This is a genomic window from Chromobacterium piscinae, from assembly GCF_021129175.1.
In the GTDB taxonomy this organism is placed as follows: domain Bacteria; phylum Pseudomonadota; class Gammaproteobacteria; order Burkholderiales; family Chromobacteriaceae; genus Chromobacterium; species Chromobacterium piscinae.
In genome coordinates this window covers 1-26,435 of record NZ_JAJOHV010000053.1, presented here as the reverse complement: position 1 = coordinate 26,435, position 26,435 = coordinate 1, and the positions used below count along the sequence as shown (strand labels likewise).

Here is a 26,435-nt window from a genome sequence, read left to right as displayed (position 1 = left end):
CGGGTTAGGGATGTTTGCTTAATTGCAGACCGTCCAGCGCGGCGGCGAGCACGATCTGGCAGGCCAGTCGGTGGCGGGGATGCGCGCCGTCCAGCGAGGACAGCAGCCGTTGCTCCTTGCGCCCGGGCGGGGGCAGCCGGTCCAGCCAGTCTGGGTGGACGGCGACGCGGCAGGCGCCGCAGGACGCTTCGCCGCCGCACACCGGCAATACCAGTTCGGCCGCCGCCAGCGTGTCGACTAGGCGTCCGCCGGAAGCGGCCGCCAGGCTCTGCCAACCATTGTCCGGCTGCCGCCAGCGCACCGTCAGTTCCCCGGTTTCGGCGGGGGCGGCGGTCAGGGCGGGGATGAAGGCGTCGGCGTGGAAGCATTCGGCCGGCAGCGCGCAGCGCTCGGTCAACAAGCGGCGCGCGTCGTCCACCATCGCCGGCGCGCCGCAAGCGTAAACCCGGGCGCCGTCCAGGTTGGGATGGTCGGCGGCGGCGGCGTACTGCGCGCGGCCGCGACGGCCTCGCCAATCCGGCGGCGCGTCGCTCAGCACCGGCGTGAAGCGGAAAGAATGGCGGCGCGCGGCCAGTTCTGCCAATTCGTCGGACAGGTACAGTTCTTCGGGGCGGCAGCCGCCCCAGTACAGGGAGATGGCCGGCCAGTCGCCTCCTTCCGCGTCCAGCGCGGCTAGCATCGCGTACAGCGGCGCGATGCCGGTGCCGGTGGCTAGCATCAACACCTGTTCGCCCGGCGCCGCGGCGCGCCATGTGCAATCGCCGTAGGGGCCGGACAATTGCAGGCTTTGTCCAGGCAGGGCCTCGCGGCGCAGCCACTCCGAGCAGCGGCCGCCGTCGCGCAGCCGGATATGGGCTTCCAGGCCGCCGTCCGCGCGCGGCGCGCAGGCCAGCGAATAGCTGCGTGCGGTTCCGTCCTGCAGGCGCAGACTGAAATATTGTCCGGCTGCGATCGGCATCCCGCGGCCGTCGCCGGGCCGCAGATCCAGCCGCAGCGTTTGCGGCCCCAGCGGCTGGATGCCCGCCAGCGTGTAGGAATAGAGTTCGCCCATTCGGCCTCCCATCTTGGTCCGTCATGTGAATGGGCTTATGCTAGCCAGCCATTGGACCGGTAAAAACATCCAGTTTTTATAAAATAAACTGGTCCAGAAGCGGGAGCATGCCGATGTTGAGACCCTGGCCCTTTCTGTTGAGCGTGGCGCGCGACGGCGCCCTACCATTGCATTTGCAGATCGTGCGGCAGATCGCCGACGCGGTGCAGCGCGGACGCCTGGCGCCCGGCTCCGCGCTGCCCGGCAGCCGCGAGCTGGCGGAGCGGCTGGCGATCAACCGCAAGACGGTAGTGCTGGCCTACGAGGAGCTGGCGGCCCAGGGCTGGGTCAGCGCCGAGGGCCGGCGCGGCACTTTCGTCGCCGCTTCGCTGCCGCCCCCGCTGCGGGAACCGGTGGCTGGAGAGGCCTTGCCGCCGGCGGACTGGGAGGATGCGGCAGCGGACGGCGACCTGATCGACTTTTCTGAAAACGTGCCGGATTCGCGGCTGATCCCCTTCGACGCGCTGGGGCGCGCCTACCGCCGCGCGCTGATCGCCACCGCCCGCTCCGGCCGGCTGGCCTATGGCGATCCGCGCGGCGAGATCGGCCTGCGCCGCGCGCTGCTGCGCATGCTGACGATGGAGCGCGGCCTGACCGCGACGCTGGACAATCTCTGCCTGGCGCGCGGCAGCCTGATGGGCATCTACCTGGCCGGCAAGGCGCTGCTGAAACCGGGCGACGCGGTAGCGTTGGACCGCCTCAGCTATCCGTCGGCGCGCAACGCCTTCCGCTCGCAGGGCGCGCAGTGCCTGGACGTGGCCTGCGACGGCCACGGCATGCTGCCGGATGCGCTGGAAGACTTGTGCCGCGGCCATCCGGTGAAGGCGGTGTATCTGACCCCCCACCACCAGTTTCCCACCACCTTAATGATGCCGGCCGAGCGCCGGCTGCAACTGTTGGCTTTGGCCGAGCGCTACGATTTCCACATCATCGAGGACGATTACGACCACGAGTTCCACTTCGATCACCGACCGATGCCGCCGCTGGCCAGCCTGCCCGGCGGCCGGCGCGTGGTCTACGTCGGCTCGCTGTCCAAGGTGCTGGCGCCGGGATTGAGGGTGGGTTACGTGGTGGCGTCGGCGGAGCTGATCGCGCGCTGCGTCGACAACATCCTGCTGATAGACCGGCAGGGCAATCCGGTGACCGAGCAGGCGGTGGCCGAGCTGATGGACCACGGCGAGCTGAAGCGCCATTTGCGCCGCGCCTGGCGGGTGTACCGGGAGCGGCGGCAAACGCTGGCTGAGGCGCTGGACCGAGAGTTGGCCGGCCTCGCCGAATTCGAGCTGCCGGCCGGCGGCCTGGCCGTCTGGCTGCGGTTCGACCCCCGGCTGGACATGGACCGGCTGGTGGCCGACGCCCGCCGGCACGGCGTGAAGATTCTGCCCGGCAGCCATTTCACCGGCGACGGCAGTCCGGAGCCCGGCCTCCGCCTGTGCTACGCCGACCTGGAGGGCGCTAGGCTGCGGCAGGGCGTGGCGCGGCTGGCACGGGCCCTGCGTGGACAGATGGCCAGTTTCGCCGCGGAAAAGGTAGTTGCCGGGATTGAATAGCGCCAAACCGGCATATAGCTTTAAGGTGATACCGTCGTCCTGGGGAACGGGATGAAACAAACCGATCAGACCCTGCTGGAACAGCTGCGCATCACCGAGTTCGAAATCGAGCAGCGCAAACATCTGTTCGCCCTGGAGCCGCGCGACGAAATGCTGCTGCACGCCGCGGGCACGCTGGTGGAGTCGCATCTGGAAGAACTGGTGACCCGTTTCTACGAGCTGCAAACCAGCACGCCGGAGATCGCGCTGCTGATCGGCGACGCCGACACCCTGCAGCGGCTGCGCGCGGCGCAGCGCCGCTACGTAGTAGACCTGTTCAGCGGCATTTACGACCTGGAATACGTCAATATCCGCCTGCGCATCGGCCTGGTGCACAAGCGCATCGGCGTGGAGCCCAAGCTTTACTTGGCGGCGGTGGATTCGCTGAAGTTCCTGCTGGCGGAAAAGCTCACCGAGCTGATACCGGAGTCCGAGGTGCGGCAGCATACGCTGCTGGCGCTGGACAAGCTGATGATGTTCGACGTGGCGCTGGTGTTCGAAACCTATATCCGCAGCCTGGTGGCCGAGATCGAAACCTCGCGCAATAAGTCGGAGCAGTACGCGCGCGCGCTGGAGGAAAAGGTGGCGACGCGCACCCGCCAGCTGGAGGAGCTATCGCGCACGGATCCCTTGACCGGCCTGCTCAACCGCCGTTATCTGGACGAGACGCTGACCCGGGTGCTGCGCAGCGCCCAGCGCCGCTACGAAAAGGTGGCGCTGGTATACCTGGACGTGGACGATTTCAAGCTGCTCAACGACAGCGAGGGCCACCAGCGCGGCGACGAGGTGTTGCGCATGCTGGGCGAGGTCATCGGCCGCATCACCCGCCTTGAGGACAGTTGCTTCCGCTACGGTGGCGACGAATTCTGCATCGTGCTGCCCAATTGCGACCGCAAGCAGGCCGAGGAAGTTTTTCTCGTCCGCCTGAGTGACGAACTGGCCGCGGCCCTGCCCGGCTTGACCTTGAGCACGGGCTGCGCGGAAACCGGGCCCGATGATTTCGTGCTGCCGGAAGAGCTGCTGGGCAAGGCTGACCAGCGCATGTACGAGATGAAGCAGCGTCACCGGATGGATCTGGCAGCCGGGCCCAGCGCTCCGGCGGACAAGGCCGGCGAAAAAGCCAGCGAGGAGCAGCCCGTCGTCGGCCGCTAGAGCCGGCGCACTTGGTCGCGCCCCGATTGCTTGGCCAGATACAAGGCTTGGTCGGCTTTCTGCTGGGCGTCGGCGAAGTCCTGTTGCCGGCAATGCCATTCATGCACGCCGGCGGAGAACGCGCAGCGCAGCTCCGGTTGCTTGGGCAGCGGCGCCAGCTGGCGGAAGGCCTGCAGCAGCCGCTCCGTCGCCAGCATCCCGTCCTCGATGTCCGCGTCCGGCATCAGCAGGCAGAACTCCTCGCCGCCATAGCGGATCAGCATATCGTTGTCGCGGATGCCGCCCCGCAGCACGGCGGCCAGCACCTGCAGCACCGCGTCGCCGGCCTGGTGGCCGTAGCGGTCGTTGACCGATTTGAAATGGTCGATGTCCAGCATCACCACGCAGACGCGCTCCACCGATGCCTCCAGCGTGCGCAGCCAGTATTGCAGCGCGCGGCGGTTGCCGGCGCCGGTCAGCGGATCGAAGTTGGCCGCGTCCTCCAGCCGGTTGTGCTGGCGCTGCAGCACGATGTTGAGAAAGCCGACCGCGCCACATACCTGGGCGGCGGCGGCGAACGCCAGCGCCAGCTGGTGCAGCTGGTCTAGGCTGTCGGGCGCGGCGGAGGTTTGCAGCCTGAGGTAGAAATCGCTGGCGTCGCGCCAGACGAACAGCAGCGCGCCCAACAGGAACAACAGCGCGGTGGGGCTGAAGCGGTTGCGGCTGACCAGCCGCTCGGCGCGTTGGTACAGCCAGGCCGCGGCCAGGTAGAGCAGCGGAATCTCGGCGCTTTCCAGCACCAGCATCAGCGGGCGGTAGGGCAACAGCTTGTCCAGCGTGGAAACCAGGCCGACGGCCAGCCATAGCCAGTTGGGTGGCTTCAATCCGGTGACGCGGGCAATGATGGTCAGTTGCAGCGCGATGCCGGCGTTGCTCATGCCGCTGCCCAGCGCCAGCCGCAGCATCTCCCCCTTGCCGGGTTCGACATAGCCTTCCACCAGCATGCCGACGGCCAGCAGCAGCGAGGCCTGCAGCCAGCGGCGCCGCGCCCGGATGAGGTCGGAGCGCACGCTGTGCTGCCAGGTGATGAGACCGATGCTGGCGACCGCCAGCGAAACCATGATCAGCAGGGAATTGGACATGCGGGCCTGTTGCGTAGAAATGGAGCCATCGTCTCATCCTAGCAAAGGCGTTTTTCCGCTGTCACGGTCAGAAGCGGGCCGTCACCTTGCGGCGCACGCTGTAATCGGGCCGCAGGCTGGCTTCGGCGTCGAGGAAATAGCGGTTGCTGTCCAGCATGAAATGAGGATCGTTGCTGGGTTCGGGGTCGGACCAGCGCTGGAACAGGCTGTCGACTTGGTCTGGGAGGCGGCAGGCGGCCAGCTCGGCGCGGAATGGGCGCTCGCCGAAGACACGGGCGATCTCCGCCAGCAGTTGCAGATGGGGGGCGCGGGTGTCGCGCGGCAGCAGCAAGACCAGCAGGCTGTGCACCGGCTCTCCGTCCAGGGCGTCGAAATCCAGCCCGCGCTTCAGGCCGAGGAACAGCGCGCGCACGTCGGCCAGGCCGGCGATGCGCGCGTGCGGCAGCGCCAGGCCGTGGCCCAGCGCCGTGCTGCCGGTTTCCTCACGCTGCTGCAGCGCCGCTTGCAGCGCCGGCGCGTTCAGCGCGTGGCGCTGGCCCAACTGGCGGGCGGCGTATTCGAACAGCTGGCGTTTATTCGATATGTCGACGTCCAGCAGGATGTCGCTGCCGTGACAGATGTCGGCCAGGGTTTGCATGGACCTTCTCCTGTGTGGTGGATGCAGGCTCATGCTAGGTCGGCGTGTCTAAATTGAATCTAAATAAACGGCGGCCGGACATCAAAATCTCGTTAACGCTATTCTTTCTTCGGCAGGATGGCTCCCTTGAGCGCCGATGCTTGTTCCTTTAGCTTGTCCACCTGCTGTTTCACCTCCGGATTCTGGGCGGCGGCCGAGGCGGCCAGCTTGGCCGCGCCGATCGCGGCGCTGGCTTGGTCCTTCAGCTGGCCGAGCGGCGCGCTGGCGTTGTCCACGCCCTGGTGCACGCTGCCGATGGCGGCCGATGCGGCCTGTTGCAGCTGAGTGGTCTGTTGCTGGTTGCAGCCGGCGAGCAGCAGCGCGCTGCCGGCGGCGAGCATCACGATACGCATGGTTTTGTCCTAAGCGGTGAAAGATGCTGTTAAAGAGCGGGATAAGGCGGCGCAAGTTCCATTTTGTCGGACAGCCAGTCATGAATGACATTGGCAATGCGGGAGTTTGGGTTTAAGTTGAGGTCTCCCCTTTACCGCCACGGAGTTCCAGATGATCACCGTCAGCGTCATTTATCCCCAGCGCGCCGGCGCGCGTTTCGATTTCGATTATTACCTGCGGCAGCATATGCCCATGGTGCAGCAATTATTGGGCGCCACCTTGAAAGGGGTACGGGTGGACCGCGGCCTGTCCGGCACCGAAGCAGGCAGCGCGCCGGGCTATGTGGCTCAGGCCTTGCTGCTGTGCGAGTCGGTGGAGGCTTTCCAGCAGGCCTTTGGTCCGGTGGCGGCGCGCATCATGGGCGACATCCCCAATTACACGGATATCCAGCCCGATTTCCAGTTCAGCGAAGTGGCGCTGTGGGACGAGCGCCAGCCCGGCGTCAGCGGCTGGTACGCCAACGCGCAATAGGCGCTAGCAACCTGTTCTGAAGTCTCGCCGACGCGCAGTGGGCATTGAACAGGTTCTCAGGCCAGGATGCGCGCGGCCAGGTCCCCCGGCGCCTGGCCGATGGCCAGCCGCGGCGCGCCGTGCCAGGCGGCCATCCGGCAGAGCGCGGCGGACAGGTCGTCGGCCAGCCGCTGGCTGACTCGCGCGCCCGGCTCCAGATGCAGCGACTTGACCTCGAACACGCCTTCCTTGCGATGGGCCTTGGCGTCCAGCCGGCCCACCAGCTTGCCGCGGTTGAGGATGGGCAGGGTGAAGTAGCCGTAGCGGCGCTTGGATGCCGGCGTGTAGCACTCGATCTTGTAATCGAAATCGAACAGCTCCAGCGCGCGCTTGCGGTCCCACACCAGCGGGTCGAATGGCGACAGGATGGCGGTGTTGCCGCTGTTGAGCCTGTCCGCCGCGGCCAGCTCCAGCTCGGCGGCCAGGCTGGCGTGGACGAAGGCGTCGTGGCTCCAGCCTTCCACTTTCACCGGGATCAGCTCGCCCTTGTCGGCCAGGCCGTGCAGCAGCTCGCCGTACGGCGCGCGCTTCAACCGGTAGTAGTCGGCCGCCCAGCCGGGCTTGACCACGCCCAGCGCGCGGCAGCTGTTGCGCACCATGTCCAGCTGCGCGTCTTCCGGCGACGGCAGGTCGCGCGCGTCGTCCCAGTCGGGCAATACCCGCTCGGCCAGATCGTAGACGCGCTGGAACCCGCGCCGCTCCTTCACCATCAGCCGTCCCAGCGTGAACATCACTTCCAGGTGGCGCTTTTCCGGCTTCCAGTCCCACCAGCCGTTGCCCTTGCCGCCCTTGCGCTCGAAATCGGCCGAGCGCGCCGGGCCGTGGGCGCGGATGTGCTCGACGATGGCGTCGATGTCGGCGCGGTGTTGGTCCAGCCAGCGCTGCGAGTATTTCCAGCCCATGCTTTCGGCGTTCAGCATCCGGTGGCGCAGCAGCCGGTAGTCTTCCGTCGGCACGAAACAGGCTTCGTGCGCCCAGTATTCGAACAGCGCGCCCTCGGCCAGCAACTGGTCCAGCCAGGCTGGTTCGTAGGCGCCGATGCGGCTGTACAGCACCAGGTAGGGGCTGCGGGCGACCACGCTGATGGTGTCGATCTGCAGCAGCGCCATGCGGCGGATGGCGGCCAGCGCGTCCGTCTTGGCCGCCTTGCGGCGCGGCGCGGCGAGCAGGCCCTGGGCGGCCAGTTGCAGGTGGCGGGCGTGTTGCAGCGACAGATGGAGGGTCATGGCCGAACCGGTAAGCGATGGGAAAAACGACTATACCAGCGGCGGCCATGGTCATGGAATGCCGAAGGCATGACAAGCCGGCGCGCTTGTGGCAGGGTGGACAGTCCGTTTCCCACCCGGGGCAATGGCCATGATCAGCCATATCGACCACATCGTCCTGACCGTGCGCGACATCGAGGCGGCGGCGGCGTTTTATCAGCGCGCGCTGAAGCTGGAGGCGGTGACCTTCGGCAACGGCCGCCGCGCGCTGCGTTTCGGCAACCAGAAGATCAATCTGCAGTCTTTGGGCCAGGAGACCCGCAATCATGCGGCGATCGGCTCCGGCGATCTGTGCCTGATCGCCGCCACCCCCCTGCCCGGGGTGATCGAGCACCTGAAGCGCGAGGGCGTGGCCATCGTCGAGGGGCCGATCACCCGCAGCGGCGCGATGGGCCCCATCACCTCGGTGTATTTCAACGATCCGGACGGCAATCTGGTGGAAGTCAGCAGCTACAGCTTTTGACTCTCCGGACGGAAGGCCGCGCAGATGGCGGAAGTGGACAGGAACGATGTTGAATGGTTTGGATACTGTCTTTTTTATGTTATTGAAATGAAATGGTACTTGTCGTTTAATTCAACGTCATTGCCGGATGGCCGGCGATTCAACCCGGACGCCGGACGAGTGCCGGCGCCCATTCCCAGGGCGATTTCATGGACAGCAGCAAGGCAGTGATTCAACGTTTCAACCGCGAGGTGATAGAGAACCGCGACATGGGGGCATTCGCCGAATTGGTGGCGCCCGACTTCGTCAATCACTCGGCCCCGCCCGGCGTCCCCTCGGGGCCGGATGGTTTCGCCGGCTTCTTCACCGGCATGCTGCACCCGGCCTTGTCTGACATCCGCGTTCACATCCATGAACAGATCGAGGAAAACGGCAAGGTGGTGACGCGCAAGACCATAGAAGCCACCCACACCGGCGCTTTCTTCGGCCAGGCCGCCAGCGGCAAGCGCATCGCGATTTCCGCGATGGACATCGTGGTGGTGCGCGACGGCAAGTATTCCGAGCATTGGAGCTGCGCCGACCTTTACGGCGCGCTGGCCCAGATCCGCGGCGCCTGAGGCGGCGCGCTCAATCGCCGCCGCGGGCGCTGAGGAAATCCCGCACCAGCTTGTCGTAGCTGCCGTCCTTGCGCATGCCCTCCAGCGCCAGGTCGAAGCGGGTCAGCAGCGCCTGCTGCTGCGAATGCTTGTTGATGGCGAGGTAGGAGTGGTTGGCCGACAACGCTTCCGCCGACAGCGCGAAGCCGTGGTGGCCGCCTTCCCGCAACGCCAGCTCCAGCGGCTCGTTTATGCCCAGTACCACGTCCAGCCGGCCCATCTTCAGCCGCTGCAGGTTTTGCTGGTCGCTGTCGCCGTCGAAGGCGGCGAACTTGCCGTCCTTGCGGGCCTGGTCGAACGCGTCGCCGTAGCTCCAACCGGCCATCACCCCCACTCTTTTGCCGTTCAGATCCTCCAGCCGGCGGTAGGGCTGGCCGCCGGCGCGGGGATAAGCCATCACCACCCGTTCGGTGAACAGCGGCTGGCTGAAGTCGAACAGTTTTTCCCGGCTGGCGGTCTTGATGATGCCTCCGGCGGCGGCGTTGCCGCTGCGCAATTCCTGCAGCGCCATGCGCCAGGAGACAGCGCGCAGGGTGACGGCGATGCCGGCGCGATCGCAGGCCTTGGCGACCAGCAGCGGGTAGAGCCCGGCCGCGCCCTGCTTGCCTGCGTACATCAACGGCGGGTTGCTGGCGTCGAAATCGACGATCAGGCCGGGCGGCTCGCCGGCGCGGCTGGCGAGGCAGGCCGCCAGCAACAGCAGCGACGCGAGCGCCTTGCGGAAAAACGTCGGCCGCATCGGGACAGGCTCTTGGAGGTGGTCACTGTTGCAGCATAGTACCTGCGGCGGGCGGGCAAGAAAAAACGGAACCCGAAGGTTCCGTTGTCGCTGCCATGCCGGCCGAGTCTTACGGATAGACGATGCGCAAGAGATTGGTGGAGCCCGGGGTGCCGAAGGGCACGCCGGCGATGATCACCATCGGCTTGCCCTGCTCGGCCAGGCTGAGTTTGGTCGCGCAGAAGGTGGTCTTCACCACCATGTCTTCCAGGTTTTCGGCGTCCGGACCGTGATAGGCGACTACGCCCCACACCAGCGTCAGCCGGCGCGCGGTTTCCAGCTTGGGCGAAATGCCCAGGATGGGGGTGGACGGGCGTTCGCGCGCCAGCGACAGACAGCTGGCGCCGCTGGTGGTGAAGGCGACGGCCACGGTGACCGGCAGCAGGGTGCTGACCTTGCGCACGCAGGCGGCGATGGCGTCGGTGCGGTCCGGCTCGTCGGCGGCGCTGTAGTCCAGCGCCATCACCTTGCGGTAGTCGGGCGCGCTTTCCACGCGGCGGATGATGCGGTCCATGATCTGCACCGCTTCCAGCGGATACTGGCCGGCGGCGGTCTCGGCCGACAGCATCACCGCGTCCGCGCCTTCGTAGACCGCGGTGGCCACATCGTTGGCTTCGGCGCGGGTAGGCGTCGGCGCGGTGATCATCGATTCCAGCATTTGGGTGGCGACGATCACCGGGCGGCCCAGGTGGCGGCAGTGGTGGACGATGCGGCGCTGCGCCACCGGCACGTCTTCCGGCGGCAGTTCCACGCCCAGGTCGCCGCGCGCCACCATCACGCCGTCGGCCAGCGTGGCGATGGCTTCCAGATCGTCCACCGCCGACGGTTTCTCGATCTTGGCGACGATGCCGGCGCGTTTGCCGATGATGCCGCGCAGTTCCTTGACGTCGGCCGCGGTCTGGACGAAGGACATCGCCACCCAGTCGGCGCCTTCTTCCAGCGCGAACTCGGCGTCCTTGCGGTCCTTGTCGGTGATGGCCGACAGCGGCAGCACGGTGTTGGGCAGGTTGAAGCCCTTGTTGCTGGACAGCTCGCCGCCGACGGCGACGCGGGTGACGATGCGGCGCGGATGCATTTCCGTCACCTCGAACGCCAGCTTGCCGTCGTTGACCAGGATGCGGTGGCCGGGCTCCAGCGCTTCGAACGCCTCCGGATGCGGCAGAGTGGCGCGCTCGGCGCCGCCGTCGGTCTCGTCCAGCGTGAATTCGTAGCGGTCGCCGGTTTTCACCGTGGCCGGCTGCGGAAACTTGCCGATGCGCAGCTTGGGGCCCTGCAGGTCCACCAGCACGCCGATCGGGCGGTCCAGCGCTTTCTCCGCGGCGCGGATGGCCGCCAGGCGGGCGCGATGGTCGTCATGGCTGCCGTGGCTCATATTGAGCCGGAAGATGTTGACCCCGGAACGGGCCAGTTCCAGGATTTTTTCCGGAGTGCTGGACGAGGGGCCGAGCGTGGCGAGTATTTTGGTGTTGCGAAGCATGACAGTCCTTTGCGGCCCATGCGGCCGAGTAGCTTGGAACCATGGCGTAATTCTTGCGGCGGGCGGTTGCCGGACGGGGCGCCGCGTCGCGTATCCGGTTGCGGCGATGATGCCATATCGCCGTTTTCGCTTTCTTGCGCTGGGTCGAATGCCCGGCGTTTCGCGCCGCGCGGCCCGTTGTGGAACCGGAGCCGGCCTTGTTGTTTATGCTGCCATATCTGCGTTGTAGCGGCAGGATTACGTGTTTGCGGCCATTTGTTGGCGAAACAACGTTTTGCGACGATGGTCTGATCGAAGCGTCCGCTTTTTAGTTTCGGTTATTTTCTTATTTTTTCGTTTTCAAGCAAGCAGCTGTAGCGCATGCAAATGCTTGTTGCAGTGCGAAATAGGCGCTTTTTACATCCATTTGTCCTGAAGCCAGGCCTGTTCTCGCCGCGCGGGCGGGCATGGCGCGCTGTTTTTCCGGAACGGGGGCGTGGAAATAAGCGCATGTGAAAATGTAGCGCGGAGCTACATCTTTCAGTGTGTTGATATTAAAGGACTTATTCTGTATTTCGCTGACGGCGATCTCTGGTTGCAGCGCGGAAAATGTATTTTTTTTTACCGGAAGATTGACAAGGTTCTGTTCGGGCCTAGAATTGTCCGCAAATAAAACGAACGTCATAAGCAAAAAAACAAACATTCGCGCAACGTCGACACCCAGGCATGTCCACCATGCCGCCTTACCGGCAAACAGGAGAAAGTCATGACCGATCAGTACGTGCTGGCCCTGGACCAGGGCACCACCAGTTCCCGCGCCATCCTATTCAACCGCGGCGGCGACATCGTGTCGCTGGCGCAGAAGGAATTCCGCCAAATCTATCCGCAGCCGGGCTGGGTCGAGCATGACCCGCAGGAAATCTGGGGCGGCCAGGTGGGCGTGGCCGCGGAAGCGGTGGCCAAGGCCGGCATCGACGGCCGCAGCATCGCCGCCATCGGCATCACCAACCAGCGCGAAACCACCATCGTCTGGGACCGCGAAACCGGCCAGCCGGTGTACAACGCCATCGTCTGGCAAGACCGCCGCACCGCCGAGTTCTGCGATGAGCTGAAATCGCGCGGCCTGGGCGAACTGATCCGTTCCAAGACCGGCCTGCTGGTCGACGCCTATTTCTCCGGCAGCAAGATCAAGTGGATCCTGGACAACGTGCCGGGCGCGCGCGACCGCGCCCGCGAAGGCAAGCTGGCCTTCGGCACCGTCGACAGCTGGCTGATCTGGAACTTCACCCACGGCAAGGTGCACGTGACCGACGTGTCCAACGCCTCGCGCACCATGCTGTACAACATCCACACCCTGGAATGGGACGCCGAGCTCTTGGACATCATGGGCATCCCGGCCAGCATGCTGCCGGAAGTGAAAAGCTCGTGCGAAGTGTACGGCCACACCCACGCCGCCCATCTGGGCCGCGAAATCCCGATCGCCGGCGTGGCCGGCGACCAGCAGGCCGCGCTGTTCGGCCAGCAGTGCACCACGCCGGGCATGGTGAAGAACACCTACGGCACCGGCTGCTTCATGATGCTGAACACCGGCGACAAGCCGATCGAATCCAAGAACAATCTGCTGACCACCATCGCCTGGTCCGTGGACGGCAAGGTGCAGTACGCGCTGGAAGGCTCGATCTTCATCGGCGGCGCGGTGGTGAAATGGCTGCGCGACGGCCTGGGCATCATCCGCCACTCGGCCGACGTCGGCCCGCTGGCCCAGGAAGTGAAGGACAGCGACGGCGTCTACCTGGTGCCGGCTTTCGCCGGTCTGGGCGCGCCGCACTGGAACGCCAGCGCCCGCGGCACCATCGTCGGCGCCACGCTGGGCACCAAGGCCGCCCACATCGCCCGCGCCGCGCTGGACAGCATCGCCTACCAGACCCGCGACGTGCTGAAGGCGATGGAAGCCGACGCCGGCATGAGCATCGCCGAGCTGCGCGTCGACGGCGGCGCCACCGTCAACGAGCTGCTGATGCAGTTCCAGTCCGACATCCTGGCCGTGAACGTGGTGCGTCCCAAGATCACCGAAACCACCGCGCTGGGCGCCGCTTACCTGGCCGGCCTGGCCGTCGGCTACTGGGAGAGCGTGGACGACATCCAGGGCCAATGGCAGCTGGACCGCCGCTTCCAGCCGGCGATGCCGGCCAGCGAAGTGGCCGCCAACGTCAAGGGCTGGCAGCGCGCGGTCAACGCCGCCAAGGTGTGGGCCGACGATCAGGACTGACGGCGCGGGGGCCGGCGCAAGCCGCTGCCGGCCGCTCGCTAGTGATGACGGCATGACCCGCCGCGCCAAGCGGCGGGCAACTCAAGATAAAGTTGGAAAGAGACAATCATGAATCCTTTGATGGGCGAATTCATCGGCACCGCCTTGCTGGTGCTGCTGGGCAACGGCGTGGTGGCCAACGTGCTGCTGAAAAACACCAAGGGCCACAACAGCGGCCTGATCGTGGTGGCTTTCGGCTGGGCGATGGCGGTGTTCGTCGGCGTGTTCAGCGTGGCGGCGATCAGCGGCGCCCACCTGAATCCGGCGGTTTCTGTGGCGCTGGCGGTGGCCGGCAAGTTCCCGTGGGAAAAAGTGCCGGGCTACGTCGCCGCGCAGATGCTGGGCGGCATGGCCGGCGCCGGCCTGATGTGGCTGATCTACCGCAAGCACTACGAAACCACCGACTGCGCCGACACCAAGCTGGCCACTTTCTGCACCGGTCCGGCCATCCGCAGCCTGCCGGGCAACCTGATGTCCGAGATTGTCGCCACCTTCGTGCTGGTGTTCGCCATCCTGTCTATGGTAGCGCCCAAGATGTCGCTGGGCGCGATCGACGCGCTGCCGGTCGCGCTGCTGGTGTTGGGCATCGGCGTGTCGCTGGGCGGCACCACCGGCTACGCGATGAGCCCGGCGCGCGACCTGGCGCCGCGCATCATGCACGCCATCCTGCCCATCCCCGGCAAGCGCGACAGCGACTGGGGCTACGCCTGGGTGCCGGTGGTCGGTTCGCTGATCGGCGGCGCGCTGGCGGCGCTGGCTTTCACGTTGCCGCTTTGATGTTTTAGCTGTTTCGACGCCGCCGTGTCCGCACGGCGGCGTTTTCATAAGCCAGCGCAAGACTGGCCCAAGCGGGACCGCCGCCGACAGAGCGCGCGGCCCGCCGGAGCGATCCGCCCCACGGGCGACGCCTTATGGTTTCGCCCGGGATGGTGGATGGCTGTTGTCCGCACCTCAACTCGGAAAGAAGTCCCATGATCAGTCTGTTCAAACCCGCGCCACACCTTCCTCCGCTGCCCGACGCGCAGCAGCACGGCCTGTACCGCCGGCTGCGCTGGCAGATCTTTCTCGGCATCTTCATCGGCTACGCCGGCTACTATCTGGTCCGCAAGAACTTCTCGCTGGCGATGCCCTATCTGGTGGAGCAGGGCTTCTCGCGCGGCGACCTCGGCTTCGCGATGTCGGGCGTCGCCATCGCCTACGGCTTGTCCAAGTTCCTGATGGGCGCGGTGTCAGACCGCTCCAACCCGCGCGTGTTCCTGTCCGCCGGCCTGGTGCTGTCCGCCGCCGTCTTCCTGCTGATGGGCTTCGCGCCGTGGGCCACTTCCAGCGTCGGCGTCATGTTCGTGCTGCTGTTCCTCAACGGCTGGTTCCAGGGCATGGGCTGGCCGGCTTGCGGCCGCACCATGGTGCATTGGTGGTCGCAGAAGGAGCGCGGCGGCGTGGTGTCGATCTGGAACTGCGCGCACAACGTCGGCGGCGGCCTGATCGGCCCGCTGTTCATCCTGGGCATGGGCTGGTTCAACGACTGGCGCGCCGCTTTCTACGTGCCGGCCGCCGCCGCGATCGGCGTCGCCGTCTTCGCCTGGCTGACCATGCGCGACACGCCGCAGTCTTGCGGCCTGCCGCCGGTGGAGGCCTATCGGAACGACTATCCGGAAGACTACAGCGACACGCATGAACAGGAACTGACCGCGCGCGAAATCTTCAAGAAATACATCCTGCCCAACAAGCTGCTGTGGTACATCGCGCTGGCCAACGTCTTCATCTACCTGCTGCGCTACGGCGTGCTGGACTGGGCGCCGACCTATCTGAAGGAGGTCAAGCACTTCTCGGTCGACAAGTCGTCGTGGGCCTATTTCCTCTACGAGTGGGCCGGCATTCCCGGCACGCTGCTGTGCGGCTGGATGTCGGACAAGCTGTTCCGCGGCAACCGCGGCGCCACCGGCGTGTTCTTCATGGCGCTGGTGACCCTGGCCACCGTCGTCTACTGGCTGAACCCGGCCGGCAACCCGACCGTGGACATGCTGGCGCTGATCGCCATCGGCTTCCTGATCTACGGCCCGGTGATGCTGGTGGGCCTGCACGCGCTGGAGCTGGCGCCGAAGAAGGCCGCCGGCACCGCCGCCGGCTTCACCGGCCTGTTCGGCTACCTGGGCGGCTCGGTGGCCGCCAACGCCGCGGTGGGCTACACCGTCGACCATTTCGGCTGGGACGGCGGCTTCGCGCTGCTGATCGGCTCCTGCGTCGCCGCCATCGTGCTGCTGGCGCTGACCACCTGGCATGGCCATCAACAGGGCAAGCTGGCCTCGGCTTGAGCGTGATGGGCGCGGCTGGCGACGCGTCGGCCGCGCAAAAGCCCATTCGCGTACATAAAACGCGCAAAATAAAACGTAAAACGAAAATCTTGTGTTGTATTAAGGTTCGTTATTAATTATTCTGGGTAGTAAAGCTGGCAAGGCCAGTCCGGACTTTAGCGAGGTATGCGGTGGAAACTTACGATCTGGTAATCATAGGCGGCGGCATCAACGGCGCGGGCATCGCGCGCGACGCCGCCGGGCGCGGCCTGTCGGTGCTGCTGTGCGAGAAGGACGACCTGGCCTCGCACACGTCGTCGGCCAGCACCAAGCTGATCCACGGAGGCCTGCGCTACCTGGAATATTACGAGTTCGGCCTGGTGCGCAAGGCGCTGCAGGAGCGCGAGGTGCTGCTGAAGGCCGCGCCGCACATCATCTGGCCGCTGCGCTTCGTGATGCCGCACGCGCGCGACCAGCGCCCGGAATGGATGATCCGCGCCGGCCTGTTCCTGTACGACCATCTGGCGAAGCGCGAAGTGCTGCCGGGCTCGGAAACCATCAGCTTCGCCAGGCACCCGTCGGGCGCGCCGCTGAAGGACGCCTTCAAGCGCGGCTTCGTCTATTCCGACGGCTGGGTGCAGGACGCGCGGCTGGTGGTGCTGAACGCAATGGACGCCGCCGAGCATGGCGCGAAAATCCATGTCCGCACCGCCTGCGTCGCCGCCCGCCGCGATGGCGAGCACTGGCTGGCCACGCTGGAGCGCGAGGACGGCAGCCGCTTCGAGGTCCGCGCCCGCGCGCTGGTCAACGCCGCCGGGCCGTGGGTGCAGAGCCTGATCGAAGACAAGCTGGCGATGCCGTCCAGCAAGTCCATCCGCCTGGTCAAGGGCAGCCACATCGTAGTGAAGAAGATCTTCGACCACCCGTTCGCCTACATCTTCCAGAACCCGGACAAGCGCATCATCTTCGCCATTCCGTACGAGAAGGATTTCACGCTGATCGGCACCACCGACGTCGAATACCATGGCGACCCGGCCCAGGTGGCGATAGACGGCGACGAGATCAATTACCTGTGCCAGATGAGCAACCGCTACTTCCACAGCCAGATCACGCCCGACGACGTGCTGTCCACCTATTCCGGCGTGCGCCCACTGCTGGACGACGCGTCCGACAACGCCTCCAGCGTCACCCGCGACTACGCGCTGGAGATGGACCTGAAGGGCGCGCCGCTGTTGTCGGTGTTCGGCGGCAAGATCACCACCTTCCGCAAGCTGGCGGAAGAGGCGGTGGACAAGATCGCGCCGCTGCTCGGCTGCGGCCAGGCCACCTGGACCGCCGGCGCGCCGCTGCCGGGCGGCGACATGCCGGGCGCCGATTTCGGCCGCTTCCTGCAAGGCCTGCGCCAGCGCCATCCGTGGCTGCCGGAAGCGCTCGCCGAGCGCTGGGCGCGCGCTTACGGCACCCGCGTTTCCAAGCTGATCGGCAAGGCGGACAGCCTGGCCGGCCTGGGCAAGGAAGTGCTGCCGGGCCTGTACGAAGCCGAACTGGCCTATCTAGCCGACGCCGAATGGGCGACCCGCAGCGAGGACATCCTGTGGCGACGCTCCAAGCTCAAGCTGCACCTGCCGGCCGACGCCGCCGAGGTGGTGGACGCCTGGCTGGCCGCGCGCGCGCAGCCGCCGCGCGAGGCGCTGAGCGCCTGAGCGGTTTTCCCGATCTACAATACAGCCCGGTTCGCCGGGCTGTTTCGTTTCCGGCGCCGGCGCGCTAATGCCTCATTAAAAGCTTTCGTTTCACGACCTTGGCGGCATTGGCTAGCATGGTGCGGATGTCGATGAAGGGAGCGAAGATGCGCATTGCCTTGAGTGAGGCCCTGCTGGGCCGGATGCCGGAAATGGAAGTCAGCGGGCTGCTGGCGCTGGACCTTGACGCGGCCGGCTTGCCGGAAGCGGAGCTGGCTTTGCCGGCGCATGAGGCCGATCTGGACGCGCTATTGCTGCGCTGGAAGGAAATCTACCGCGCGCTGCCGGGCGACAAGAAGGCGCGCTGTTCGCTGGAGTATCTGGCGAAAGCGGCGCAAAAGGGCAAGCTGCGCCGCATCCTGCCGTTGGTGGACCTGTACAACCAGGCTTCCCTGTTGAGCCTGGCGCCGTTTGGCGGCGAGGACATCGACAAGCTGGACGGCGAGCTGATGCTGGATCTGGCGCGCGGCGACGAAGCTTTCCTGCCCCTGGGCCGCGCCGACGCTGAGCGCGCGTTGCCGGGCGAGGCGGCGTGGCTGAACGGCGGGCGCGAGGTGGTGTGCCGCTGCCTGAACTGGCTGGAGTCCGACCGTTTCAAGCTGACCGAGTCCAGCCGCAACGCGGTGTTCGTCAGCGAGCGGCCGGATGCCGGTTTCCCGTCCGGCGAAGCCGGCATGGATTGGCTGGAGCGGCGGCTGGCGCCGCATGCCGGCCGGCTGCTGCGGTTCCGGCTGAACGCCGCCAATCCGTTTTTCTCGGCCTGACCCTCACAGGCGGAACTTGCCCACCATGTCCTGCATGTGCGTGGACAGCCCGTTCAGGCTCACCACCGCGCCGTGCAGCTCGCCGGCGGCCAGAGTATTGTCGGCCACCATCTGCGACACCGTTTCGAAGCTGCCGGCGATGCTGTTGCACACGGTTTTCTGTTCCGCGATGGCGTCGCGGATCTGCACCACCCCGCCGCTGGCCTCCTGCACGCTGTCGTTGGCGGCCTGCAGGTTGGACATCACCGTTTCCATGGTGCCGCGGCTCTGCCGGGTGGCGTCCAGGCCGCTTTGCACCGTCGATCCCACTGATTGCGCGTTCTGGCTCAGCTGTTCCGTCACCAGCTTGATCTCGCTGGCCGCCTTGGCCGAGTTTTCCGCCAGCTTGCGCACTTCGTCGGCCACCACCGCGAAGCCGCGGCCCATCTCGCCGGCGCGCGCGGCCTCGATCGCCGCGTTCAGCGCCAGCAGATTGGTCTGCTCGGCGATGTCGCGGATCTGGCTGGTCAAATGGCCGATGGCCTGGGTGCTGTCGCGGAAGGCCTGCGAGGCGGTGTCGACCTGGCCCATCACTGTGTCTATGGTTTCCGCCTGGCGGCGCAGCCGCGCCACTTCTTCCAGCCCCTCGCGCGTCTTCTGCGCGCTGTTGTGCGAATCCTCGCTGATGCGCGAGGTCTGATCGGCGATGGTGTCTATGCTGGTGGCCATCTGTTCCAGCGAGGCGGCATTGCTGGCGATGGCGTCGTTCTGCGTTTCGGCGCCGCTGGCCAGCGCGCGGGCGGAGCGGCCCAGCTCCTGGCTGGTGTCGCCCACCTGCCTGGCGGCCTGGATCAGCTCGCTTATCAGCGCGCCCAGATGGATGCGCACCGTTTCGCTGCAGGCGGCGATGCGGCCGATCTCATCCATTCGCCCAGGCTGGAACGGCCGGGTGAAGTCGCCGTCGGCCAGCCGGGTCAGGTCGGCGACCACCTGGCGGGCGCGGCGGATGATGGTGGAGTTGACGTAATACAGGAAGAAGCCCAGCCCCAGCGCGGTGCCGATGGCCATCGCGACCCCCACCCGCCACAGCGCGGCGTTGGCGCTGGCTTCCGCGTCGGCGGCGTCGGCCTTGGCGCGCTTGGCCAGCAGGTCGCTGGCCTGGGTCAGCAGGTCGGTCGGCGGGCGGTCCATGCCGGCCACCTGTTTGTCTCCGACCTTGGCGTCGCCGCCAGACTGTTTGAACGCCTCCAGGCCGCGGCGGTAGTCTTCGCCCATTTTCTGGTGGGCGGAGACGAATTGCTGCAGCAATTGCTGAGCCTGGGGATCCGATACCGATGCCGCCAGCGCGGCGCCCTCGTCGTGGACCTGGCCTTCCTTCTTCTCGAAATTGCCCCAGTACTTGGCCAGCTTGGCTGGATCCTGGCCGCGCAACAGCGTGTCCTTCCACTCCTGAACCTGCTTCTTGAAGTCCACTTGCATGGTCAGCACCTGCCGCACGCTCTGCTGGTCGGCCGCCACCTGGTCGCGGAAAGTGCGGATGCCGCCCCATAGCTGGTACAGGGAAAACAGCGATGCGCACAGCAGGATGGAGACCACTAGGCCGACGATGGCGGCCAACTGTCCGGCCAGAGAGGTTTGGCGCTCCATGAGAAGCTCCCGACAAGAATGATTCTGTTCTAGTTGTAGGGCAGATTGTGCATAACTAGGAAAGAATACTTAGCGGAGCCTGATTGTGGATAACTTGTCTTGTCGGCGATGGTTGTGGGTAAGTGGCAGGTCACTTCAATTGCGCGGCCAGCGCGCCGGCCGCGCGCGTCCTTTCCCAACGCAGCCAGAGAAACAGCAGGCAAGCCAGCGCGCAGGCGACGGAACATAGGGCGAGCGACGCGCGGTAGCCCCAGATCGCGGCGATGCCGCCGCCCAGCAGCGCGCCTAGCGCCATGCCGGCGGATATCGCGTTGGAGTACAGCGTGGACGCGTAGCCCAGACGCTCCCGGGCCAATTGCTGGCACAGCTGGAGCCCCGCGGTGGCGCTCAAGGCGATGCAGGCGGCAGGCAGCCATTGAAGCAGCAGAATGAGCTGCCAGGCATCCACCATGACGAATACGATGTAATAGCCGGCGCCCAGCATGGCGGCGGCCAGCAGCTGTTTTTCAGGCGGCCAGCGGCGGCTGATCTTGCCGGACAGCATCATCAAAGGAATCTCTATCGCGGCGGTCAACCCGAACAGCACCCCTGGCAGCCATGCGGGCGCATGCGGCTGCAGAGCCAGGTGGAGCGGCATCTGGATGATGTAATTATTGATTGCGACATAGAGCACCCCGATGCCGGCGGCCACCAGCCACATCGCTTTGCCGGGTTTGTCGTCGATCGCGGCCGCAGCGGGCGCGGCTTGCGGTTTATCGCTGGCGGGAAGCCGATAACTGGCCAGCCAGATCAGGCCATAGATGGCGATCAAGAGCGCGAATGCGGCCTGGTAGCCAAGGGCGGCGGCGATGCCGAATGAAAGAGGGGGGCCGATCACCCAGGCCAGGGACACCATGGCGCGCATGGAGCCCAGCATGCCCGCGCTGTTGCCCGACGATCGCGACGCCGCCAGCGCAAACAGTTGCGGCGCGGCAATCGAGGTCAGGCTGACCAGGCTCAGGCTGGCCAAGGCCAGCCAGACCTTGTCGCGGAGCGTGGCGAAAGCGAGGAAGGCCAGCATGCCTGCCAGCGCGGATAGACGGATCAACCGTTGCCGCGGCCGGCCGTCGTCGGAGCGTGCGCCTACCCAGTGCGACGTCAGCATGGCGCAGCCGATGGACAGCGCCATATACACGCCGACGAAGCCGGGGCTGGCCCCCAGCTCGCGCACGAAGAAAGAGCTTTGCAGGGGGTTGAACAGCGCGGTGCTCATGCCTGTGAGGAAAATGCTGGCGAGCAAGGAGGAGTCGCGGAAGGTCATGGATGGCGTCCCATCAGTGGAATAAGGCCTGAGCCGGGGCGGGCAAAGCGTAGAGCAGGGCGGCGAAGCGGAATGAGTGCGCCGGCTGCCAGTCCGCATGATGCGTCGGCAGCCGGGCCAGCCAGCTCAACTGCCTGAGGGCCGCTTCCGGGTCTGGTCGCAGCGCGGCGGCCAGCCATGCCTCTGGCACGATGAACTCGGCCATGCCGCGCAGCGAAGCATGGGCCTGGATCGCGTCGGCTTCGCCGCGCCGGATGCGCATCTCGATGCGGGGGCCATTCGACCAATGCAGGTCGAGGCGGATATCGTCCCGCTGGTTTGAGCCGAATCGCAGTTCGACCGGCGCGTCGGGCCAGTCGGCGAGCAGGCCGCACAGGGCCAAGGCGTCAGCCAGCCGATCCGCTGGCGCCGCGGTAGTCCATTCCCATCGCAGCGTTTCCAACTGCTTGGGAGGCAGCGATTGCCGGAGCGCGCCGCGAACATCGGCGCGATAACCGGCGGGAAGGCCGCTTTTCAGCCAGGGGCTCGAAAGATCGGGCCGCGGGCCGTTCCGCAGCAGCAGCTGGGCGAAGCGGGAGGGGGGCAGGTAAGCGGGCAGGCCGGCCGCCAGCGTCTCCTCCAGTCGCCGGGGCAGTTCGGAGTCGTTGCCGGCGGCGTATAGGCAGGCGGGTGCGGCCGGCATTGCCGGGAGCGTGTCCAGATGGATGCCCGCTATCGTTTTGGACGCCGGCAGCGCGGCTTCTGGCGTGCCTTGCTCTTGCCGCCACGCGATGAGCGGAGGCGCGCCGAGAGCGGCGCGGGCCGCCGCCATCCAGGGCGGGGCGGACAAGGGTTGGAACGACGCGTCCAGCTGCGCGGATCCGCCGTTGGATATGCGCTCGCACAGCTCGGTGGCATGGATCGCCAGTTCGCCGCCGCATAGCAACGGGGAATGATTGCGGATCGCCAGGCAAAGGTTGGCGATACCCATGCATTGATCCATTTCCATGCCGTAATCGTGGATAAAGCCCGCGCCGCGCTCAGGCGCGATGGTGCGGGTCTCCACGTGTTGGCCGTCGCCCAGGGGCCGGCGGTGGGAAAGGCGCAGAGGGGAAAAATAATCCCAGCAGTCTTCCAGCGCCAAGCTGCCCTCATCGCCATGAATGGCGATGCTCCTGTCCGCGGTGTCGCATACGATGCCGCAGGTGAGATGGCCGGTGACGCCATTGGCGAAATCCAGCACGCTGGTGGTGAAGTCGGGCGAGGAGCCGGGGGGGAGCGGCGCCCCCGCAACCCGCTTGTCGGGGATCGCCGTCCGGGTGAGGCTATCCACCGATTTGACCGGGCCGAACCAGGCCAGCGCGATGGACAGCGAATAGGCGCTGTGCTCGGCGGTGCAACCGGTTTCGAATTCGTTGGCGTAGGGCCAGCCCACGCCCAGCGGGTTGATCCAGCGCTCCGGCCTGGCCAAGTCGACGCGGAAATCATGCATGGACAGATGCAGGAAACGGGGACGGCCGATCGCGCCTTGTTCCAGCAGCTGCGCCGCCAGCGTCACCGCAGGACTGAGCAGGCAGGACGGCGCGGCGCCGAGCAGAACCCCGTGGAGCTGGGCGACCCGCTGCAAGGTTCTGGCCTGTTCGCCGGTCATCGCCAGCGGTTTTTCGCTGTATAGGTGCTTGCCGGATCGCAGAATGCGCAGATTGGCGTCGAAATGCTGTTGCGGCGGGGTCAGGTTGACGACGATATCGATGTCGGGATCCGCCAGCAGGGCGTCAAAAGACGGATAGGCGCGGGCATGGAAATGCGCCGCCCAGCGCGAGGCGCGCTGTTCATCGGTATCGTAGCCGCCGCATATCGAGAACAGGGCGCGGTGGTTGAATGCCGCCATCGCGTAGTAATAGGCCATGTAGCCGCAGCCGAGAATGGCGACTTTCAGCATAGCGCGCTTTCCACCGGCGCCGCGCGGGCTGGGCGCGGCAGGTAAGCGTTGACGTCCAGCGGCTTGCTGTTGGCCGCCAGGCAGTCCAGGTATGCGAGCAGCTGAGGTTGCGGATAACGCGCGGCCAGGCGGCGCAGCGTGTCGGCGACGCGCTGTTCGCGTTGCGCATTGGAGGCCACCTCCTCCTGGTGCGGGAGATGAATGGATCGGCATTCGCGATCCAGCGTCCAGTGCGAATCCGGGCTGTTGAACAGGCGAATGGCGAGGTCGAAATCCTCGCCGCCCCACTGGCGGAAATCATCGTCGAAGCCGCCCGCTTCATGAAAATGCGCGCGCTCCAGCGAGACATGGCAGGTCCAGAACACATCGAACGGCACCGGCCAGACGGAAAGATCGTCGCCATGGCGCAGATAGCGCCCCTCGCGCACATCGGCCACCCGCATGGCGCGCAATGCGGCGATGGATGCTTCTACACGCCCTGGATCGACGCGGCTGGGCCAGTCGGGATCGGGGCTGGGGCCGCCCCACTCGGTGTGCAGGGTCTGCGCCATATAGCCGTAGACGTAGCCAATCACGATTTGACGGGGCCGCGCGGCATGGCGGCGGCAATGCGCGGCCAGTCCCGTTTCCGCCAATAGCACGCCGGAGTCCAGAAATAGAATGATGTCGCCGTTTGCCGCCGCGACGCCTTGATTGCGCGCGGTGGCGGCGCGGAAGCCCTGGTCGGGTTGCCATAGGTATTGCAGGGACAGCGCGGAGGCGAAACGGGAGGCGACTTGTTCGGTGTCGTCGGATGAGCCGTCGTCGCAGACGATCACTTCGAACTGGCGGCGCGGCAGGGTTTGTCGTTCCAGAGCGCGAAGCGAGGCGGCCAGCAGCGCCGAGCAATTGTAGGTGGGAATGACGATCGAAATTTTCATGATGGCCGGAAGGTATATTTCGATAAGGCCGGTTTCGCGGTGACGACTCGGAAACCGGCGGCGCGTGCAGCGAAGCGAGTCAGCTTGTGGCCGTTTCTTGCGACCTTTCCTGGATGGGCAGCGGGTCACGCCGCGCCAGCGCCAGCCCGTCGCCGCCGAACAGGTGGCAATGGCGCGGGTCCGGGGCCAGGAAGCGGCGCTCGCCGGGACGCGGCTCGGCTTCGTGGCCGGGCAGCTTCAGCGCGATGGTCTCGCCTTCGCCTTCGTGGCGCAGATAGACGATTTGCTGGTCGCCCAGGTGCTCCACCAGCTGCACCGTCGCCGGCAGGCCGGATTCGGCGAAGTACAGGTGCTCGGCGCGCACGCCCAGCGCCAGCGGGCCGTCCCCGGCGTCGGCCAGCGGCAAGGTAAGGCGAAATGCGCCCGGCAGCTCCAGCTCCACGCCGGCGGCGTGCTGGTCCAGCGCCCGCGCCGGGATGAAGTTCATTTTCGGCGAGCCGAGGAAGCCGGCGACGAAGCGGTTGGCCGGGCGGTTGTACAGCTCCAGCGGCGTGCCCACCTGCTCGATGCGGCCGGCGTTGAACACCGCGATGCGGTGGCCCATGGTCATCGCCTCCACCTGGTCGTGGGTGACGTAGATCATGGTGCTGCCCAGCTCCTGGTGCAGCCGGGCCAGCTCGATGCGCATCTGCACCCTGAGCGCGGCGTCCAGATTGGACAGCGGCTCGTCGAACAGGAACACGCCGGGTTTCCTGACGATGGCGCGGCCGATGGCGACGCGTTGGCGCTGGCCGCCGGACAGGGCCTTGGGCTTGCGCTCCAGCAGGTGCTCGATCTGCAGCGTCTGCGCGGCGCGGCGCACGGCGGCGTCGATCTCGGCCTTGCTGTTGCCGGCCAGCTTCAGGCTGAAGGCCATGTTGTCGCGCACCGTCATGTGCGGATACAGCGCGTAGCTCTGGAACACCATCGCCAGGCCGCGTTTGGCCGGCTCGATGTCGTTGGAGAGCTTGTCGTCTATCCACAATTCGCCGGCGCTGATGTCCTCCAGGCCGGCGATCATCCGCATCATCGTCGATTTGCCGCAGCCGGACGGGCCGACGAAAACCATGAATTCGCCGTCGCGGATGTCCAGGCTGACATCGTGGATCACGGCATTGCCGTCGTCGTACACCTTGCGGATGTTCTTCAGCGAGAGTCGGGACATCTCATTGCTCCTGATGGGGTTGGCCCAGGTCCACCGGCAGCCGGCCGGCGGCGGCGATCTCGCCGGCCAGGCAGCGGCTGGCCGCGAAGAGCGCGGCGTCGGCGAAGCCGTAGCTGATCAAGGCCGGCGCGGCGATATCGGCGGCGGCGTAGGGGTTCCATAATGCCAGATGCAAGTCCGGCCTCCATTCCTGTTGCTCGCGCCGGCCGTAGCGCTCGCGGGTGGTCGAGGCCAGCACCGTGAACAGGCCGTCCTGCGGCAGCGTCGACCAGGCCAGCGAGGCGCGCTCCTTGAAGCGGACGACCTCCAGCGCGTGGCGCCGGGATAGCGCGGCGATCAGCGCGTCCGCCGCCAGGCCTTCCTCGGACACGCCGTCGGACGGCGCCTGGTCCTGCACCACCAGCCGCAGCCGCTGGCCGGCCGGCAGCGTCGGGATCTCGCCATGAGCGGTCAGCGCGCGGGTCCAGGCGTCGGCGAACAGCGCCTCGTCGGCCGCGCGCTGTTGGGCGGCGTAGTCGTAATCGGAAACGCTGGGATAGCGGCGGATCAGCGCGTCAACCCGCGCGGCGGCTTCGGCCAGGCGCGCTTCGGCCAAGTCGCCGCTGCGCAAGGCGGCGCACAGCGCGTCGAAGCTGGCTTCCATCTCGTCGGCGAACTGCAGTACCAGCGCCAGGTCGGCCCCGGCTTTCAGCGTCTGAACCGCGCCGGCCGGCTGGCCCCAGCGCTCGCGTATCGCTTTCATGTTCAGCGCGTCGGTGATGGCCACGCCACGGTAGCCCAGCTCGCGCCGCAGCAGGCCGGTGAGGATGGCCGGCGACAGCGTGGCCGGCCACTCGGCGTCCAGCGCCGGAAAACGGATGTGGGCGCTCATCAGCGCCGGCGCGTGGGCGGACAGCGCCTTGAACGGCGCCAGCTCGTAGTCGCGCAGCTCGGCCTGCGGTTTGTCCACCACCGGCAGGTCGAGATGGGAGTCGGTGTGGGTGTCGCCGTGGCCGGGGAAATGCTTGACGCAGCAGGCGACGCCCTCGGCCAGATGGCCGTCCATCCAGGCGCGGGCCAGGGCGGCGGCGCGCGCCGGATCGGCGCCGAACGAGCGCTCGCCTATCACCGGATTGGCCGGATTGTTGTTCAGGTCCAGCACCGGCGCGAAGTTCCAGTTGACGCCCAGGCTCTTGAGGCCGCGCGCCACCGCGCCGCCGACCTGGCGCGCCAGCGCCTCGTCGCCGAC

At 66.6% G+C, this 26,435-nt stretch carries 24 protein-coding genes; 10 read left to right on the top strand and 14 right to left on the bottom strand.

Annotated elements, in window-relative coordinates; all coding sequences use genetic code 11:
* Positions 1-4: 4 nt before the first annotated feature.
* Entirely contained in the window at positions 5-1,051 is a 1,047-nt protein-coding gene (locus LQR33_RS13885) for an FAD-binding oxidoreductase (protein ID WP_231469402.1), read from the bottom strand.
* A 113-nt stretch (positions 1,052-1,164) separates the two neighbouring features.
* On the opposite strand from LQR33_RS13885, the gene pdxR reads away from it, so the two are divergent.
* Both pdxR and LQR33_RS13875 read left to right on the top strand, forming a co-directional pair.
* Complete coding sequence (gene pdxR, locus LQR33_RS13880; protein WP_231176575.1) at positions 1,165-2,640, top strand: MocR-like pyridoxine biosynthesis transcription factor PdxR; 1,476 nt, start codon at positions 1,165-1,167, stop codon at positions 2,638-2,640.
* A 51-nt stretch (positions 2,641-2,691) separates the two neighbouring features.
* Positions 2,692-3,831, top strand: coding sequence for a GGDEF domain-containing protein (locus tag LQR33_RS13875; protein ID WP_221667331.1), 1,140 nt, complete (start codon positions 2,692-2,694; stop codon positions 3,829-3,831).
* Here LQR33_RS13875 and LQR33_RS13870 read toward each other — a convergent pair.
* From LQR33_RS13870 to LQR33_RS13860, 3 genes are all read right to left on the bottom strand, one after another.
* Complete coding sequence (locus LQR33_RS13870; RefSeq protein ID WP_221665499.1) at positions 3,828-4,952, bottom strand: GGDEF domain-containing protein; 1,125 nt, start codon at positions 4,950-4,952, stop codon at positions 3,828-3,830. The genes LQR33_RS13875 and LQR33_RS13870 overlap by 4 nt on opposite strands.
* 67 nt (positions 4,953-5,019) lie before the next feature.
* Positions 5,020-5,589: a PTS sugar transporter subunit IIA gene (locus tag LQR33_RS13865; protein ID WP_231469399.1), complete on the bottom strand. Its 570-nt coding sequence runs from the start codon at positions 5,587-5,589 to the stop codon at positions 5,020-5,022.
* A gap of 98 nt (positions 5,590-5,687) precedes the next feature.
* Complete coding sequence (locus LQR33_RS13860) at positions 5,688-5,981, bottom strand: hypothetical protein (protein WP_166438696.1); 294 nt, start codon at positions 5,979-5,981, stop codon at positions 5,688-5,690.
* 151 nt (positions 5,982-6,132) lie between these two features.
* On the opposite strand from LQR33_RS13860, the gene LQR33_RS13855 reads away from it, so the two are divergent.
* Entirely contained in the window at positions 6,133-6,492 is a 360-nt protein-coding gene (locus LQR33_RS13855) for an EthD family reductase (protein WP_166438695.1), read from the top strand.
* Between the two features lie 56 nt (positions 6,493-6,548).
* Here LQR33_RS13855 and LQR33_RS13850 read toward each other — a convergent pair whose 3' ends face one another.
* Positions 6,549-7,757 carry a winged helix-turn-helix domain-containing protein gene (locus LQR33_RS13850; protein WP_231469396.1) on the bottom strand — a complete coding sequence of 403 codons (1,209 nt, stop codon included), beginning with the start codon at positions 7,755-7,757 and terminating at the stop codon, positions 6,549-6,551.
* A gap of 130 nt (positions 7,758-7,887) precedes the next feature.
* Here LQR33_RS13850 and LQR33_RS13845 point away from each other — a divergent pair, with 130 nt between their 5' ends.
* Together LQR33_RS13845 and LQR33_RS13840 are read left to right on the top strand one after the other, a co-directional pair.
* The gene (locus LQR33_RS13845) at positions 7,888-8,259 is read left to right on the top strand and encodes a VOC family protein (RefSeq protein WP_166438693.1); all 372 of its coding nucleotides are present in this window, start codon (positions 7,888-7,890) and stop codon (positions 8,257-8,259) included.
* Positions 8,260-8,447: 188 nt separating this feature from the next.
* Positions 8,448-8,855: an ester cyclase gene (locus LQR33_RS13840; protein WP_166438692.1), complete on the top strand. Its 408-nt coding sequence runs from the start codon at positions 8,448-8,450 to the stop codon at positions 8,853-8,855.
* 10 nt (positions 8,856-8,865) lie between these two features.
* Here the strand turns inward: LQR33_RS13840 and LQR33_RS13835 are convergent, their stop codons facing one another.
* The 3 genes from LQR33_RS13835 to LQR33_RS13825 form a co-directional block, all read right to left on the bottom strand.
* The gene (locus LQR33_RS13835; RefSeq protein ID WP_231469393.1) at positions 8,866-9,633 is read right to left on the bottom strand and encodes a substrate-binding periplasmic protein; all 768 of its coding nucleotides are present in this window, start codon (positions 9,631-9,633) and stop codon (positions 8,866-8,868) included.
* A gap of 109 nt (positions 9,634-9,742) precedes the next feature.
* A complete protein-coding gene (gene pyk, locus LQR33_RS13830; protein WP_021474961.1) occupies positions 9,743-11,149 on the bottom strand; it encodes a pyruvate kinase in 1,407 nt (468 codons plus the stop codon).
* A 325-nt stretch (positions 11,150-11,474) separates the two neighbouring features.
* A complete protein-coding gene (locus LQR33_RS13825; protein WP_221665502.1) occupies positions 11,475-11,831 on the bottom strand; it encodes a hypothetical protein in 357 nt (118 codons plus the stop codon).
* Positions 11,832-11,894: 63 nt separating this feature from the next.
* Between LQR33_RS13825 and glpK the strand changes: the two genes are divergently transcribed.
* From glpK to LQR33_RS13800, 5 genes are all read left to right on the top strand, one after another.
* The gene (gene glpK, locus LQR33_RS13820) at positions 11,895-13,397 is read left to right on the top strand and encodes a glycerol kinase GlpK (protein WP_231176586.1); all 1,503 of its coding nucleotides are present in this window, start codon (positions 11,895-11,897) and stop codon (positions 13,395-13,397) included.
* Positions 13,398-13,505: 108 nt separating this feature from the next.
* Positions 13,506-14,213 carry an MIP/aquaporin family protein gene (locus LQR33_RS13815; protein WP_231469390.1) on the top strand — a complete coding sequence of 236 codons (708 nt, stop codon included), beginning with the start codon at positions 13,506-13,508 and terminating at the stop codon, positions 14,211-14,213.
* Between the two features lie 194 nt (positions 14,214-14,407).
* Positions 14,408-15,751 (top strand): glycerol-3-phosphate transporter, encoded by a 1,344-nt coding sequence (gene glpT / locus LQR33_RS13810; RefSeq protein ID WP_221665504.1) that lies wholly within the window; start codon positions 14,408-14,410, stop codon positions 15,749-15,751.
* A gap of 170 nt (positions 15,752-15,921) precedes the next feature.
* Positions 15,922-17,433 (top strand): glycerol-3-phosphate dehydrogenase, encoded by a 1,512-nt coding sequence (glpD, locus tag LQR33_RS13805; protein ID WP_166438687.1) that lies wholly within the window; start codon positions 15,922-15,924, stop codon positions 17,431-17,433.
* Between the two features lie 146 nt (positions 17,434-17,579).
* Positions 17,580-18,236, top strand: coding sequence for a B3/B4 domain-containing protein (locus LQR33_RS13800; RefSeq protein WP_166438686.1), 657 nt, complete (start codon positions 17,580-17,582; stop codon positions 18,234-18,236).
* Positions 18,237-18,239: 3 nt separating this feature from the next.
* Here the strand turns inward: LQR33_RS13800 and LQR33_RS13795 are convergent, their stop codons facing one another.
* The 6 genes from LQR33_RS13795 to LQR33_RS13770 form a co-directional block, all read right to left on the bottom strand.
* Positions 18,240-19,862, bottom strand: a complete 1,623-nt coding sequence (locus LQR33_RS13795) for a methyl-accepting chemotaxis protein (protein ID WP_231469388.1) — start codon at positions 19,860-19,862, stop codon at positions 18,240-18,242.
* Between the two features lie 130 nt (positions 19,863-19,992).
* Positions 19,993-21,162, bottom strand: coding sequence for a sugar efflux transporter (locus tag LQR33_RS13790; protein WP_021477236.1), 1,170 nt, complete (start codon positions 21,160-21,162; stop codon positions 19,993-19,995).
* Positions 21,163-21,175: 13 nt separating this feature from the next.
* Complete coding sequence (locus LQR33_RS13785; protein ID WP_231176594.1) at positions 21,176-23,083, bottom strand: Gfo/Idh/MocA family protein; 1,908 nt, start codon at positions 23,081-23,083, stop codon at positions 21,176-21,178.
* A complete protein-coding gene (locus LQR33_RS13780; RefSeq protein ID WP_231176597.1) occupies positions 23,077-24,003 on the bottom strand; it encodes a glycosyltransferase in 927 nt (308 codons plus the stop codon). Before LQR33_RS13780 ends, LQR33_RS13785 begins: the two co-directional genes overlap by 7 nt.
* Before the next feature lie 79 nt (positions 24,004-24,082).
* The gene (locus tag LQR33_RS13775; protein WP_231469385.1) at positions 24,083-25,207 is read right to left on the bottom strand and encodes an ABC transporter ATP-binding protein; all 1,125 of its coding nucleotides are present in this window, start codon (positions 25,205-25,207) and stop codon (positions 24,083-24,085) included.
* A 1-nt stretch (position 25,208) separates the two neighbouring features.
* On the bottom strand, positions 25,209-26,435 hold a 1,227-nt coding region (locus tag LQR33_RS13770; protein ID WP_231469382.1), incomplete at its 5' end, for a glycoside hydrolase family 3 N-terminal domain-containing protein.

What these genes read in the sequence shown, in the direction of transcription:
- LQR33_RS13885 (WP_231469402.1), bottom strand. Translation starts at nt 1,051, where the DNA reads ATGGGCGAACTCTATTCCTACACGCTGGCGGGCATCCAGCCGCTGGGG.
- pdxR (WP_231176575.1), top strand. Translation starts at nt 1,165, where the DNA reads ATGTTGAGACCCTGGCCCTTTCTGTTGAGCGTGGCGCGCGACGGCGCC.
- LQR33_RS13875 (WP_221667331.1), top strand. Translation starts at nt 2,692, where the DNA reads ATGAAACAAACCGATCAGACCCTGCTGGAACAGCTGCGCATCACCGAG.
- LQR33_RS13870 (WP_221665499.1), bottom strand. Translation starts at nt 4,952, where the DNA reads ATGTCCAATTCCCTGCTGATCATGGTTTCGCTGGCGGTCGCCAGCATC.
- LQR33_RS13865 (WP_231469399.1), bottom strand. Translation starts at nt 5,589, where the DNA reads ATGCAAACCCTGGCCGACATCTGTCACGGCAGCGACATCCTGCTGGAC.
- LQR33_RS13860 (WP_166438696.1), bottom strand. Translation starts at nt 5,981, where the DNA reads ATGCGTATCGTGATGCTCGCCGCCGGCAGCGCGCTGCTGCTCGCCGGC.
- LQR33_RS13855 (WP_166438695.1), top strand. Translation starts at nt 6,133, where the DNA reads ATGATCACCGTCAGCGTCATTTATCCCCAGCGCGCCGGCGCGCGTTTC.
- LQR33_RS13850 (WP_231469396.1), bottom strand. Translation starts at nt 7,757, where the DNA reads ATGACCCTCCATCTGTCGCTGCAACACGCCCGCCACCTGCAACTGGCC.
- LQR33_RS13845 (WP_166438693.1), top strand. Translation starts at nt 7,888, where the DNA reads ATGATCAGCCATATCGACCACATCGTCCTGACCGTGCGCGACATCGAG.
- LQR33_RS13840 (WP_166438692.1), top strand. Translation starts at nt 8,448, where the DNA reads ATGGACAGCAGCAAGGCAGTGATTCAACGTTTCAACCGCGAGGTGATA.
- LQR33_RS13835 (WP_231469393.1), bottom strand. Translation starts at nt 9,633, where the DNA reads ATGCGGCCGACGTTTTTCCGCAAGGCGCTCGCGTCGCTGCTGTTGCTG.
- pyk (WP_021474961.1), bottom strand. Translation starts at nt 11,149, where the DNA reads ATGCTTCGCAACACCAAAATACTCGCCACGCTCGGCCCCTCGTCCAGC.
- LQR33_RS13825 (WP_221665502.1), bottom strand. Translation starts at nt 11,831, where the DNA reads ATGTTTGTTTTTTTGCTTATGACGTTCGTTTTATTTGCGGACAATTCT.
- glpK (WP_231176586.1), top strand. Translation starts at nt 11,895, where the DNA reads ATGACCGATCAGTACGTGCTGGCCCTGGACCAGGGCACCACCAGTTCC.
- LQR33_RS13815 (WP_231469390.1), top strand. Translation starts at nt 13,506, where the DNA reads ATGAATCCTTTGATGGGCGAATTCATCGGCACCGCCTTGCTGGTGCTG.
- glpT (WP_221665504.1), top strand. Translation starts at nt 14,408, where the DNA reads ATGATCAGTCTGTTCAAACCCGCGCCACACCTTCCTCCGCTGCCCGAC.
- LQR33_RS13800 (WP_166438686.1), top strand. Translation starts at nt 17,580, where the DNA reads ATGCGCATTGCCTTGAGTGAGGCCCTGCTGGGCCGGATGCCGGAAATG.
- LQR33_RS13795 (WP_231469388.1), bottom strand. Translation starts at nt 19,862, where the DNA reads ATGGAGCGCCAAACCTCTCTGGCCGGACAGTTGGCCGCCATCGTCGGC.
- LQR33_RS13790 (WP_021477236.1), bottom strand. Translation starts at nt 21,162, where the DNA reads ATGACCTTCCGCGACTCCTCCTTGCTCGCCAGCATTTTCCTCACAGGC.
- LQR33_RS13785 (WP_231176594.1), bottom strand. Translation starts at nt 23,083, where the DNA reads ATGCTGAAAGTCGCCATTCTCGGCTGCGGCTACATGGCCTATTACTAC.
- LQR33_RS13780 (WP_231176597.1), bottom strand. Translation starts at nt 24,003, where the DNA reads ATGAAAATTTCGATCGTCATTCCCACCTACAATTGCTCGGCGCTGCTG.
- LQR33_RS13775 (WP_231469385.1), bottom strand. Translation starts at nt 25,207, where the DNA reads ATGTCCCGACTCTCGCTGAAGAACATCCGCAAGGTGTACGACGACGGC.